The organism is Leptolyngbya sp. FACHB-261, assembly GCF_014696065.1.
GTDB lineage: Bacteria > Cyanobacteriota > Cyanobacteriia > FACHB-261 > FACHB-261 > FACHB-261.
The window spans coordinates 242,882-254,350 of record NZ_JACJPL010000001.1 but is presented as its reverse complement, the minus strand read 5'-3'; the positions used below and the strand labels follow the sequence as shown (position 1 = coordinate 254,350).

General features: G+C 50.7%; 13 protein-coding genes. 6 read left to right on the top strand and 7 right to left on the bottom strand.

Features of this window, described 5'->3' with window-relative positions; translation table 11 throughout:
• The first annotated feature begins 185 nt into the window (after positions 1–185).
• The gene (locus H6F94_RS01145) at positions 186–485 is read left to right on the top strand and encodes a hypothetical protein (RefSeq protein WP_190800389.1); all 300 of its coding nucleotides are present in this window, start codon (positions 186–188) and stop codon (positions 483–485) included.
• A gap of 529 nt (positions 486–1,014) precedes the next feature.
• On the opposite strand, the gene H6F94_RS01140 is transcribed toward H6F94_RS01145, so the two are convergent.
• Together H6F94_RS01140 and H6F94_RS01135 are read right to left on the bottom strand one after the other, a co-directional pair.
• The gene (locus tag H6F94_RS01140; protein WP_190800388.1) at positions 1,015–2,067 is read right to left on the bottom strand and encodes an endonuclease/exonuclease/phosphatase family protein; all 1,053 of its coding nucleotides are present in this window, start codon (positions 2,065–2,067) and stop codon (positions 1,015–1,017) included.
• 31 nt (positions 2,068–2,098) lie between these two features.
• Positions 2,099–4,168, bottom strand: coding sequence for a thioredoxin domain-containing protein (locus H6F94_RS01135; protein WP_190800387.1), 2,070 nt, complete (start codon positions 4,166–4,168; stop codon positions 2,099–2,101).
• Positions 4,169–4,277: 109 nt separating this feature from the next.
• Between H6F94_RS01135 and H6F94_RS01130 the strand changes: the two genes are divergently transcribed.
• Positions 4,278–5,207, top strand: coding sequence for a DUF4351 domain-containing protein (locus H6F94_RS01130; protein ID WP_242040922.1), 930 nt, complete (start codon positions 4,278–4,280; stop codon positions 5,205–5,207).
• Positions 5,208–5,229: 22 nt separating this feature from the next.
• Positions 5,230–5,544, top strand: a complete 315-nt coding sequence (locus tag H6F94_RS01125) for a DUF4351 domain-containing protein (RefSeq protein ID WP_190800386.1) — start codon at positions 5,230–5,232, stop codon at positions 5,542–5,544.
• A gap of 19 nt (positions 5,545–5,563) precedes the next feature.
• On the opposite strand, the gene H6F94_RS01120 is transcribed toward H6F94_RS01125, so the two are convergent.
• Positions 5,564–6,055: a hypothetical protein gene (locus tag H6F94_RS01120; RefSeq protein ID WP_190800385.1), complete on the bottom strand. Its 492-nt coding sequence runs from the start codon at positions 6,053–6,055 to the stop codon at positions 5,564–5,566.
• Between the two features lie 124 nt (positions 6,056–6,179).
• Here H6F94_RS01120 and H6F94_RS01115 point away from each other — a divergent pair, with 124 nt between their 5' ends.
• Complete coding sequence (locus H6F94_RS01115; protein WP_190800384.1) at positions 6,180–6,431, top strand: helix-turn-helix domain-containing protein; 252 nt, start codon at positions 6,180–6,182, stop codon at positions 6,429–6,431.
• Between the two features lie 139 nt (positions 6,432–6,570).
• Here H6F94_RS01115 and H6F94_RS01110 read toward each other — a convergent pair whose 3' ends face one another.
• From H6F94_RS01110 to H6F94_RS01100, 3 genes are read right to left on the bottom strand one after another with little or no spacing between them, the layout of a single operon-like run.
• The gene (locus tag H6F94_RS01110; protein ID WP_190800383.1) at positions 6,571–7,542 is read right to left on the bottom strand and encodes an HNH endonuclease; all 972 of its coding nucleotides are present in this window, start codon (positions 7,540–7,542) and stop codon (positions 6,571–6,573) included.
• Complete coding sequence (locus H6F94_RS01105) at positions 7,539–7,883, bottom strand: hypothetical protein (protein ID WP_190800382.1); 345 nt, start codon at positions 7,881–7,883, stop codon at positions 7,539–7,541. The genes H6F94_RS01110 and H6F94_RS01105 overlap by 4 nt, the downstream gene beginning before the upstream one ends.
• Positions 7,884–7,909: 26 nt before the next feature.
• Positions 7,910–8,386, bottom strand: a complete 477-nt coding sequence (locus tag H6F94_RS01100; RefSeq protein WP_190800381.1) for a hypothetical protein — start codon at positions 8,384–8,386, stop codon at positions 7,910–7,912.
• Positions 8,387–8,660: 274 nt separating this feature from the next.
• Here H6F94_RS01100 and H6F94_RS01095 point away from each other — a divergent pair, with 274 nt between their 5' ends.
• Positions 8,661–8,984, top strand: a complete 324-nt coding sequence (locus tag H6F94_RS01095) for a hypothetical protein (protein WP_190800380.1) — start codon at positions 8,661–8,663, stop codon at positions 8,982–8,984.
• On the opposite strand, the gene H6F94_RS01090 is transcribed toward H6F94_RS01095, so the two are convergent.
• Positions 8,978–10,309, bottom strand: coding sequence for a hypothetical protein (locus H6F94_RS01090; protein ID WP_190800379.1), 1,332 nt, complete (start codon positions 10,307–10,309; stop codon positions 8,978–8,980). The genes H6F94_RS01095 and H6F94_RS01090 overlap by 7 nt on opposite strands.
• Positions 10,310–10,649: 340 nt before the next feature.
• Between H6F94_RS01090 and H6F94_RS01085 the strand changes: the two genes are divergently transcribed.
• The gene (locus H6F94_RS01085; protein ID WP_190800378.1) at positions 10,650–11,201 is read left to right on the top strand and encodes a DM13 domain-containing protein; all 552 of its coding nucleotides are present in this window, start codon (positions 10,650–10,652) and stop codon (positions 11,199–11,201) included.
• Positions 11,202–11,469 lie beyond the last annotated feature (268 nt).

The following is an 11,469-nucleotide window of genomic DNA, read 5'->3' as shown; positions in this document are numbered from 1 at the left end:
CTCTAATAAAACTAGAAAATTTGTTTCAGGTTAAAAAATGTTGCCTACTGTACCAGAGTCTTGCTATACCTCACGACTAGAGTTACAACACAGATGAAAGCTCTGGCTTGCTCGGGATAGCTTTTTGTTGGTTAAAGCCATCTTAATAGGGCTAGTCCAGAGCTTTAGACTTCCCTCACTACAGTATGGCGCTTTGGACTATGACTCATAACTCTTCTAATGACAATGCTTCTGACGCTTATAAGCTCTGGGTTTTTCGTAAAAACATGACCTGGATGTTGGCTTATGCAGCTCGCATGAATCAGACCCCTGAAGAAACCATGCAGGAGTTCGCTCAGTTTTATGCCACCTGCAAAGCGCTGGCAGCTGAACATAATATCGGGGTTCAAGCAGCGGCTGAATTGATTTTTGCGCCTGATGGGGTCAACGCTTCAGGCGCATCAAAGCCGACAACGACGAAAGTACTTGCAGTGCAAAAAGATTGAGCGCAAAAAGATTGAGCGCAAAAAGATTGAGCTAAGCCTCTAGCATTGGTCGGCCAGTTCGGAGTTGTTCCTTATCCCAATGTCGTGTAGTGTCGTGTTTCGTCATCGACACGCCTGTAAAACAGATGTATCTAGAGATGTATTGAGAGGACTGCATGCAGCAGCTTGGGTTTGTCCATTGCCTAGTGAGACGCACAAGCTGAACCGGATTGTTGTTTATTTCTTCAATGGCAGGTGGAATCCAGTTATGAATTGCTCCCTGATTCAGGGCCTTGAACTCTGTGATGCAGTTAAGAAGCTAGGCAATGAGCTATTCATTTTTCCGCCTGACACAGATCCTAATGACTTGGCCCAATGGCTCACCTGATCATCAGTACTGTTCTTTGCTAAAGCAGGTATCTAATACGCTGGTATATAGCGGTTCAACTGGATAACAATAAGGGAGAATGCATATTTACAACCTTGATACCTTAGCCCCCATCTGCTCAGGGGGCTTTTGTTCTGTACTTAATCCTTATTAGAAAGACGTTTAGAGAATAACGTTTAGTGCCCCTGTATCTGACTGCTTTGGCGGGGCTTGTGGAATCAGCAGATTGATCAACAGGGGCAGGTGATCCGAGCCTACTTCTGGACCAATACGCAGTGTTTTTACGCCAAGATTGGGACTTAGTAGACAGTGATCAATAGGAATCCGGAGCAACGAGCTGAGTAAAGCGGGGACCTGTGGATAGGTGGTCACGCTCGGCCAAGAAGGCAGCACACCAAAGCCTTGACGGGCGTTGCGCAAGCCAGTTTCACCTATAAATTTTCTGTAGTAGGGCGACCACATGGTTAGATTCAAATCCCCAAGAAGGAGGACAGGGGTTTTGAGTTGCCGAACGTATTGGGCAATCGCCTGCAACTGACGGTTCCGGTCTTGAAAGAAATCGGGACTGATCGGTGGCAGGGGATGGGTCGCAATTAAGGCCAGCGTCTGCTCCTGGAGCCTCAGATTAGCAACGACACTGGGACCAGGATTTTTCTCAGCCTCAAACCAATTGATCGACGGCCTCTCAAGCGGAACCTTACTGAAGATAGCGATGCCCAAGTTGCGCTCTTTGAACCGGCTGAATGAGTAGGGCAGCAGATCCGTCAGCCCGTTCAGCTGTTTTACCCAGGCCACACTGGTCTCTATGAAAACGGCAACATCTGGCTGTTCTCTCCGGACCCATGAGAGAACCTGGTCGTAGCTCTTGTTTTGGGTATTGACATTGGCGAGCAAAATTCGCAATTCGCTAGCGCCTCTGGCCTCCACCCGAGAAGGGAGATACCAGGGCAAAATTTCCATTGCATTGATGCCAAGACAGAGGCAAGCCAGCAATAGAAGTCTCTTTTGCCGAGTGAATGCGATTAAACCCGTCAGAATGAGACTGATCAACAGATATTGCAGCTTGAAACTTGAGGCCAATTCAAGGACCCGGCTCCAGCCCCTGCTGCTGAGAATGGAAAGCAGGGTAATGCCAACTATCGTCAGGCTCAACGCTAAACCTAAGCTGCGGGTAACCAGAGCTTGAATATTAGGGGTTTGAGAAGCTCTGTTCATGGTTTCATGGTTCGATGAACCCGATGACAGCTTAACTCTGGCGCACCTGACTGTCGCTAATCTGCTGGACTAATTGCTCTGGGGACCGGGCGGGTTCTCGACAGGCTAAGCCCTGACAAACTAAACCGACAACCTCTGGACTGGGCATAGACTCTGCTTTGTATACCGTTACGGGATAAAACTTGCTGAGCAGCGGCGGAAGCTGAGCGGTACTGGTGCGTACGAGGGTGTGGTTGTGCAACGCATCCAAGCCCATGAACAGAACCGGACAGGCCAATGGGCTTTTGGCCATCACTTCCCCAAAGGCTTTGAGGGTTTGTTCTGCCCGCTCCAAATAGTTCAAGTCTTCGCTCACCAGTGCCAAACGCACCAAGTTGTTGACGGCAATACCATTGGCTGACGGCGTGGCGTTGTCTGTATAGGATCGCTCCCGAATCAGCAAATCACTGCTGGCATTGGCCGATGTGTTGAAGTAGCCACCACCCGCTGCATCCCAGAGGAAGTCATCAAACTCTTTCTGCACCCGAATTGCCTGGTCTAACCAATCGGTTTGGCCTTTCGACTGTGCTTTGTCCTGCAAAATGGCCGCTTGGTGCAAATCCAGTAGGGCTTTGATGAACAGTGCATAATCTTCTGACTGAGCCGGGACCGCCGCTGTGCCTTCGTAATTCACGCGATAAAAACGGCCTGCTAGCCATTGCTTGTCGAGAATGAAATCAGCGGCGCGGCTAGCCATTTGCCAATAAACTGGCTCTGCCAAGACTTGATAGGCACGGGCCAACCCTGAAATCATCAGGCTATTCCAGGCCACGATCATCTTGGTGTCGGTCACCGGTGGGATTCGCCCTGGCCAGGGTTTGCCCTTGGCTTCGTCATTATTGCGAGCCGGTGGAAATGGGCTTTCCGGGTTTGCATGCTCGCCATAACGCCTCTGGAATAGCTTGCTTAGCGCTGCATCGGTTGGCTCAGATAAAGGATTAGAGGTTTGGCGCTGGAGGACAGTTTTGCCCTCGAAGTTGCCATTAGGCGTCACCGTGAATGCTTCCTGGAGCGCGCTTAGCTCTTCGTGCGTCAGTAACTCTGCCAACTCACCGTAGCTCCAGACATAAAAGTCTCCCTCTTCCGGCTCCGCTGCCTGGGGCGATTGGAAACTATCGGCATCTTGAGCAGCGTAAAAGTAACCTTCCGGCGCGGTCATTTCTCGCCGCAGCCAACGGGCAGTGCCCTCGATTGCCGTCTTAAACGCTAATTCTTCGACCCCCAACGCCCACAAATTCGCTAGATATTCCACAATCTGGCCGTTGTCGTAGAGCATTTTCTCGAAATGCGGCACGGTCCAGGTGTTGTCTACGGTGTAGCGATGGAAGCCGCCACCCACGTGGTCATAAATGCCGCCCAAAGCTAAATCCAGACCTCGGTCAATGGCGCGTTGCTGGTCATCGGCGGCTGGTCGCAGGCGGCTACCCTGAAGCACCAGGGCTGCATGGGGAATCATCGGAAAGTTGGGGCCGGGGCCAGACCGGGTTATGCTTTTGGCGCTGGCTGCTAGTCCGTCGAGCAGTAGATCATCGCTCAGGCTTTGGGCGGCTGGCAGGTTAGCGGCGCTGTGCAGATAGTAGAGAATTTGGTCTTTGTGTTCTTGGATCTCGTCTTTTTTGTGGTCGTAGTAGTCGCGTAGGGCCTGAAGCACCTTGAGGAAACCGGGCCTGCCGTAACGGGCTTCAACTGGAAAGTAAGTGCCGCCGTAGAAGGGCACCAAATCACCGGGGGTCAGGAAGATATTCAACGGCCAGCCGCCCTGCCCCACCATTAGTTGCAGGGCTTGCATATAAATGCTGTCGAGGTCGGGGCGCTCCTCGCGGTCTACCTTAATCGGCAGAAAATAGCTGTTCATGTAAGTGGCGATCTCGCGGTCTGAGAAGGCCTCGCCTTCCATGACTGTGCACCAGTGACAACTGGAGTAGCCAATCGATAGGAAAATAGGCAGGTCTTCAGCTTGCGCTTTAGCTAGAGCTTCAGGACTCCAGGGCCACCAGTCGATGGGGTTGAAGGCGTGTTTGCGCAGGTAAAGGCTAGGGGATTGGGCGAGGCGATTCGGCATGGGAAGGGGCAGGCTGGGGGGCGTACCCTGAGCTTACGCACCTAGCTCTAGAAATTCCAGTACAGCGCTAACAGCAGAACTTCAACTGCAATCCCTGTTATGAACCGTTATGAGCAATCTGGTGTTTTTGTTTGCGGATACCCAACTGCTGGGATGGACAGCTTGCCCACCGCCTGAGGATACTGTTGCCTCAAACTGTTTTCTGTCGCCGCCTTTGTACTACGACAATCTTTGTAAGTATCTGGCTGAGCAGTATCCTGCCCAGTTTATCCGCTGGCTTCTAACCACTGAAGCGGCTGACATTCGGGTGCTCAAAACTGAATTGGGCAACGAGCCGATCCGAGCTGATGCGCTCACCTTTCTGCAAACTAGCAATCAACTTCTGCATTTGGAATTCCAAACTCGCCCTGACGCCGACATGCCTTTGCGCATGCTGGATTACTGGGTGAGGTTGTATCGCCAGTATCGTTGCTCAATCGAGCAGGTCGTGATTTTCCTCAAACCCACAACCTCTGAGCTGGTTTTTGTGGAGGAGTTCCGAGTTGAGCAGACCTGGCATGGCTATCGAGTCATTCGTCTGTGGGAACAAGACCCGGCTCCTTTGCTGGCTGATCCGGCTCTGCTTCCTTTTGCTGTGCTGGCGCAAACTAATTCACCAGAAGCTCTGCTGGAGCAAGTGGCAGCTCAGGTGGCTATGATCGAGGCACCGGCTGAGCGCAAGAGTATCTCGACTTGCACGCAGGTTTTGGCGGGACTTCGCTTTGAGAAAGAGCTGATTCGTACTGTTTTTCGAGAGGAGCTTATGCAAGAGTCAGTGATTTACCAGGACATCCTGCAAAAGGGCTTGCAGCAGGGTATGCAGAAAGGTGAGTTGAAGATTATCCTGTCCCTCCTTGCTCGCCAATTGGGCTCACTTCCCCCTGATCTACAAGCGCAAATTCAGCAGCTCTCTCTAGCTCGGTTAGAAGCTCTGGGTGAGGCGCTACTAGATTTCTCTACGTTGGAGGATTTGAGTTCCTGGCTGAGAGCGCAATCCTAGTTTTTTTCTGGCTCAGAAAGGAATGCTGCAAGAGTCGGTGATTTTCCAGGACATCTTACAGAAGGCCTTTCAGGAAGGTTTTCAAGAGGCATTTCAGGAAAGCTTTCAGGAGGCTTTTCAGGAAGCCTTCGAACAGGGCAAGCGGGAAGGCGCATCGTACATTATCTTGCGCCTCCTCCCTCGTCTCCTGGGGTCGCTATCTCATGAGTTGCAAGCTCGAATTTGCCAGTTGTCTTTCGACCAGTTAGAGGATTTGGCTGAGGCTTTGTTGGACTTTTCAACTGCTGAGGATTTGGTGACTTGGCTGGAGTCAAATCCACTTTTGGCTGAAGATTAGTGCCGTTACTTTGAAGTTCTCAGGCTTGCAATAAGCGAGTTAAAACGGTCATTACTTCGCCTGGATTGCCGGTTGCAGATAGCGGGCTCCAAGTTTCGGCATCAGCAAAGTTTAGGTGGTGCAGTCGGGCGATGGTTTCGATGACGGCTTTGGGTGAGCCAATTAGAAAAAGCTTGATGGTTTCGCCGGTTGAAGTTGAGGTTGGGGCCATGTCCAGGAAGGAGGGGACCCAGGGGGTTCTGCTAGCGCTGGTTTGGCACTCGCCGAGAACATGACGGACCAAGATACTAATTAATTCGCCTGGGATGGCGGTGGGTAATGCGGGGCTCCAGGCTCCAATTTCAGTAAAACGCAGAAGATGCAGCCGTTGAATGGTCTGTTTGATGCCTTGACGAGAACCGATGAGCAGAATTCTTAAGGGTTCTCGACTGGGGGTTGGATCGGCGGGGCTATTTGAGCACGCGGGAACTTGGGGTGCGGCAATCGCACCCGGCAGGAAGCTTTTATGCATCTGGATCGAGCCTTATCCTATTAGAAGTGATGTCACCGCATCTGGTGACATGAAGGATTCTACACTAACGTCATCAGACACGGTGACATTTACTCGATCATGATCCTCTGACACGATCAGGGGCATGGGAAAAGCAGGCAGGTCCCTCAAGCAGGTGCTGGAGGCGCATGGCATCAGCCAGAACAAGTTAGCAGTTGCAATGAACCTTCCCCGCTCGAACATTGGTCGCTGGGTTCATGAAGACCGAGATCCCTCTGCTGAGAATGTCGTAGAAATTGTGGAAGCGCTGCGCAAAATTAATGCAGAGGCGGCTGAGGAGTTTATTAAGCTCTATCTCGGTGGCTCACTTCAGGGCGAAGAAGACCCTGGCGAATAGAAACCGATAGAGACCTGGCGAATAAATTCGCGGCTACACAGGCGAAGTCTGCCTTCGCAGACTAGGAAGAGTCTGGTTACCTGTGCATAGGCAGGTTTTATTTGTGTAGCCTCAGGTTGAAGCCTGAGGGCGCTCTTGCTTAGTACGTTAACAACTGCTCACCACGATTAAATCTATTCTCTCGATGCCAACGCAGTGCTTCAGATCTGGGGAAGTAGTTTTCCTGGTTAGGTAAGAGAATTCGTTCGCCCTGAAATTCTTGCATGGGCTTTGCGTGGGGTGACTCTTCTCTCAAGTCATTAGAAACCAGGATCGTGTAGTCATCCTCTATGCTGAACCAACCGCGATCAAAAGCCCAGTGATGGTTTTTGCAAAGAGATAAACCATTATTGATTCGGTCATCTCGGAATTCTGAGAAAGGCTTGATGTGTGCTCCGTCTACAATGTTCTGGTTGAGGGAGGTATCTACTTTCAACCCGCAAAATGCACACTGGTATTGATATGCTCGTAGTACTATTTTGCGGAATGCTGCATCCCTTACGAAGGTTTTATTCTCATCCTTCAATTCTTCTACTGCGTAAACTGCCCCACCTTTCTCGCGTAGACGGTCTTGAAAATCTTGAAACGAGTTGATTTTTAGAAGTTGTGCAATCTCCTGATTCCTATCAGGAAACCAGGTCACGACCAGAATTCGAATCAATCGATGCCTGGACGTTGAATCATTCAGTAAGCTAAAAAGTTCATCATCAAAATAGGCATATTGAACTGTGTCTCGCAACTTTTTGAGCGTTGTCAGCACACCTTTAGAGACAACTGCTTCCAAACCAGGTTGCGCTTTGAGATGCCAAAAACCATCGCTCCTCATGTAAAAGAACGGTTGGGCCAGATCTGCTTGATAAGACTCTGGTCCTAACAGATCTCGGTATTTGATGAAGGTTGCGATTAAATCAGCAGAGATAAAGACTCGATTTTGAGTGAGCAATCCCTGTTCGATCAACTCGATGACCGCCAAGAGTAGAGCCGGTTTGTATGGAGCTACTCCCCGCTTGCGATGGCGATTCACATTCAAGCGAGAAAACTTGTCTTCGTAGTAATGAAGATCTTTGCTCATTGCTGAGGCTGAAATTGATTCAGTTTATTCTTGACTGATGGCAAAAGCTGTTGTGCCTCCAGATATGAGGTCGCATCGCTCGATACTTTCTCCAGTCTATTGATGATTCCCTGCAATTGGCCAATAACAAGCTTGCGATTTGCAGAATTCAGATCTGCTTGAGTATTTGCCACTAATTGCTCGACTTGATCCTTCGCCTGATCCAGAGCTTGTACCGAGTCCTGTTCAGCTTGAAGACGAACTTCCACCTGCCCTAAGTTAGCTCTGTACTGTGCAATCAATAAAAAAGCAACGGATCGTGGAACTGCTTTGCAGACTCCAAAATCCATTGCTTTGCCCACTCTTGCCTACAAGTGCAGCTTGAGGTCTATTTCTCAGTCTTGTCCTCGGTCGAGCTCTTACGGGTTGCCTTGCGGTATTGCAGGGATAGCTCACTGACCACCCCATCCATGCCCATACTTTTGGCTGTGGACTGGGCCGAGCGGTAGGCCAGTCTCGCTGAGGCATATGCCTCGCTGCCAGCCAGCATCTGTGTATCTCCAACCAGCTCCTGTAGTTGAGTAAGCCTTTGCAAGATTGGTGTGAGCGCCTCAAACAGAGCCAGGTCTCGCTGCGCTGCTTCCACATCCAGACAACCCGGCATAAGTTTTGGATAGTTAGCTGCCATTGCCAACGCCTGCCCTACAAAGGTCTGCGACTTACGTCCCATCTTAGTCAGCTTTTGTCGCTCAGCAGGCGTTAGTCCGATTAGGCACGAGAGATTCTGTTCTACAAGCTCCAAACCTGTCATTACTGCTTTCAGTTCTTCAGCTGAAAGGGTGCTATCAATTGGCCCAATTGCCATAACTCACAGTCCCTGAATTAATTAAGAGAGCTTGACGGGATTAACTTGCTCCGTCAGATCTTGTATGCCCCCCAAGCTGGCTGAGCTAACCTGTACTTTTACCGAACTTTGCTTATACCACTAGCAATTTCTCCGCAAATTCTAGGAGTGTTGCCTCTTAATACCGAAGAGTTAGATAGTTAAGCAGTGATGTCGCAGTTCAAAACATCTATGCCGCAATTCAGAACATCTATGCCGGAGGTATAGGGCACCGACGTCGGAGCCCAAAGCACCGATGCCGCAGTTCAGAGCACCGATGCCGGAGTTCAAAGCATCGATGCCGGAGTTCAGAGCACTGATGCCGGAGTTCGAAGCACCGATGTCGCAGTTCAGAGCACTGATGTCGCAGTTCAGAGCACTGATGCCGGAGTTCAGAGCACTGATGTCGCAGTTCAGAGCACCGATGCTGGAGTTCAGAACACCGATGTCACAGTTCAGAGCACCAATCGCACCTCTTCAACTCCAGCCATTGGTAAGCCTGAAGCTAATTTGGACGCAAGATCTGGTTGCAATGCAAAAGCTTGTCCTCAGAGTAATGAAGCTCTCTGCTCATTACTGAGATTGCAATTGCTTCAGCTTATTCTTGGCCGATAGCAAAAGCTCCTGCGCCTTTAGATAGGAGGTCGTACCGCTCGATACTTTATCCAGGTCGTTGATAATCCCCTGCAACTGGCTGATAACAAGATTGCTATCCACAGAATTAGGATCTGTCGGAGTCTTGGCTAGTAATTGCTCAATTCGGTCGTTCGCTCGGTCCAGAGCTTGTACTGACTCTTGTTCTTCCTGAAGCCGGACTTCCACTTGCCCTAAGTCAGTTTTGTACCGTGCGATTAATCTCTGCGCTTCTGCGTAGCCTGCCAAATCATCTGAAGAGATCTGGTCCAGAGACTCGATAGCTTGCTGCCACAAACCTCTAACCTGTTCCCACTCAGCGACAGTATGCGGTGGATTCTGACCGGCTTTCGCCGCTTGCCAGGAAAACTCCTGTGCTGCTGAGATCAAAGTGCCAACGCGCTCACTGCCTGCTGCCAGACCGACCACCTCTTGAAAGTCGCGCTGGTAGGCGTCGAGTTTTTGTTGTGCAGTTTTTCCAGCCAGAGTTTGGCCGGGAACTTCCTCTAACTGCTCAAGCGCTGAACGCCAAGCCCCAACAGCCAAACGCTTGTCTGTAGGGGTTGCTGCTTGCTCATACTGTTGCTTGGCCGACTTAACGGCTTGGTCGCTTGTCAGGAGCAAATTCTGAGCATTCTTCTCTTGAAAGACCTGAGCTTTGAGTTGAGCAACCCTGGCCCGAGTCCAATTAAACCGACTGTTGCTAAACCGCCAACCATACCACCAGTAGCTGTATTCAGGCCAAGCATTTAAAAAATCAAGGGGAAGCGCATCCAGATGTTCTTGCGCCTGCTCAACTTTTTGTTGTCCTAAATCTAGGTCGGCTGGACTGGTTGCGTTGCTAATCAGTTGGTCTGCCTGCTCAACTGAGGCAATTGCCTGCTTGTAGTTGTCTTCCATGCTCATGTAGCTAGGCAGCAGCAGGATCGGAGCGCTTGCAGCCACGGGGCGACGAACCATTGGGTAAGGCAAGTTTGCCAGCCACACTAGCCCAACCGGAATACCGAGCAGGACCGCGATCCAGACAACTTTGTTGAAGGCTTTGCGTATGCCTGGAGGCTTGGCACTCCGGTTGAGGGGATAGCTATAAAGCTGCCTCTCTTCCTCCTCCATCTTTCTTTGCAGAGCAGTCACCGACATAACGGGCGGTGACAATGGCGCTGCTTGGGGTGGTGTGGCTGGTGGTGGGCTCTGGGGAGGAGTATTACTGCCAGGGCTGTTCTGCGCTTTTCTCCCAGCAAAGTTGAAAAATGGGAACTTCCAGCCGGCCATCCTGCACCAATCCAGAACACGCGATTTTTAGGCAAGCTAACACATGGCTTGCTGACTAGCCAGTTATTTGCTGCCGTGCCTTTGATCATTTCAGCTATTTGCAGCCATTTGGCTGTTTATTAAGTTTGAAGCTAATTCAGATGCAAAGTCCGGTTGCTCTTCAAGTTGCTTCTCAGATTACTGCTCAATTTGCTTCTCAGGTTGCAGGGCTTAAGACGCTTGCATCTTTAACGCGGTTCTAAGGAAGCCCTCATTTTCAGGTTGTTTGCTATAGCTAGGAGCCGACAAGGACAACCGAGTCCAAGCTCCACCAGCAAATTCTGCTAAGGAGTCGAAGTTAATGAAGTTAAACCACTTGATCCTGCTCGGTGTTGCTGCTATTTCAACCTCAGTTTTTTCGGTGTCAAGTTATGCAGCAAGCGTGCAGGAAACTTCCGCTCGGGTGGCTAGTCCTTCTGCGCTCCTGACTCAGTCTGATGCGACAGTTGCGCAAACCCAAACCCAGCCCCAAACCCAGCCCCAAACCCAGACAGTTGCCCTCATGACTGGCACCTTTGTTGCTGGAGAGGCTCCTACGACTGGCACCGCTCGGATTGTAAGACAGGGCGGCCATCGATATCTAGAAGTTGACCGGGCTTTCAGCACCAGTAATATGGGGCCCGATTTGCACGTTCTTCTAGAGTCTGCTAACCGACCACCGCAGTCTTATCAAACCCAGGGCAGCTTTGTGAACCTCGGCAAATTGCATAGCTCCAACGGGGCTCAGCGCTACCCCATCCCCGATAGTGTCAACCTGGCAAACTTCAAGTCTGTAGTTGTCTGGTGCCGCATGGCTAACGCCACCTTCGGCTATGCTCCGCTTCGCCCTGCCAGCGCCGCCAGCGCTCAGTAGAGCCTAATTGCATCCCATAATCCTGTAGTGGCTTTCGTTGTTTAGGGACTTGCCCTCTGCTCTTAACCGAAAGCCGCTGCAATCTTGAAGGCAGACGCACCTTACAAGCTTGTTTGCCCTTATTTGCCTATCTGTCTATTTCGCCCAACATCCCTAGTTCAACCTCACCATTTCAATACCGGCCAAAGCAAAGGGCTAAGCAGGTGAGTCAATGAGAGCTACAAACAAGACCCCATTGCCTACGGCAGCTTCCCTTGCTAGGGGGAGG

Bases quoted from the DNA above. Each gene is read 5' to 3' on its own strand.
- H6F94_RS01090 (WP_190800379.1), bottom strand. From the start codon at position 10,309: ATGGCCGGCTGGAAGTTCCCATTTTTCAACTTTGCTGGGAGAAAAGCG.
- H6F94_RS01095 (WP_190800380.1), top strand. From the start codon at position 8,661: ATGCCGCAGTTCAGAGCACCGATGCCGGAGTTCAAAGCATCGATGCCG.
- H6F94_RS01115 (WP_190800384.1), top strand. From the start codon at position 6,180: ATGGGAAAAGCAGGCAGGTCCCTCAAGCAGGTGCTGGAGGCGCATGGC.
- H6F94_RS01140 (WP_190800388.1), bottom strand. From the start codon at position 2,067: ATGAACAGAGCTTCTCAAACCCCTAATATTCAAGCTCTGGTTACCCGC.
- H6F94_RS01130 (WP_242040922.1), top strand. From the start codon at position 4,278: ATGAGCAATCTGGTGTTTTTGTTTGCGGATACCCAACTGCTGGGATGG.
- H6F94_RS01100 (WP_190800381.1), bottom strand. From the start codon at position 8,386: ATGGCAATTGGGCCAATTGATAGCACCCTTTCAGCTGAAGAACTGAAA.
- H6F94_RS01110 (WP_190800383.1), bottom strand. From the start codon at position 7,542: ATGAGCAAAGATCTTCATTACTACGAAGACAAGTTTTCTCGCTTGAAT.
- H6F94_RS01085 (WP_190800378.1), top strand. From the start codon at position 10,650: ATGAAGTTAAACCACTTGATCCTGCTCGGTGTTGCTGCTATTTCAACC.
- H6F94_RS01145 (WP_190800389.1), top strand. From the start codon at position 186: ATGGCGCTTTGGACTATGACTCATAACTCTTCTAATGACAATGCTTCT.
- H6F94_RS01135 (WP_190800387.1), bottom strand. From the start codon at position 4,168: ATGCCGAATCGCCTCGCCCAATCCCCTAGCCTTTACCTGCGCAAACAC.
- H6F94_RS01120 (WP_190800385.1), bottom strand. From the start codon at position 6,055: ATGCATAAAAGCTTCCTGCCGGGTGCGATTGCCGCACCCCAAGTTCCC.
- H6F94_RS01125 (WP_190800386.1), top strand. From the start codon at position 5,230: ATGCTGCAAGAGTCGGTGATTTTCCAGGACATCTTACAGAAGGCCTTT.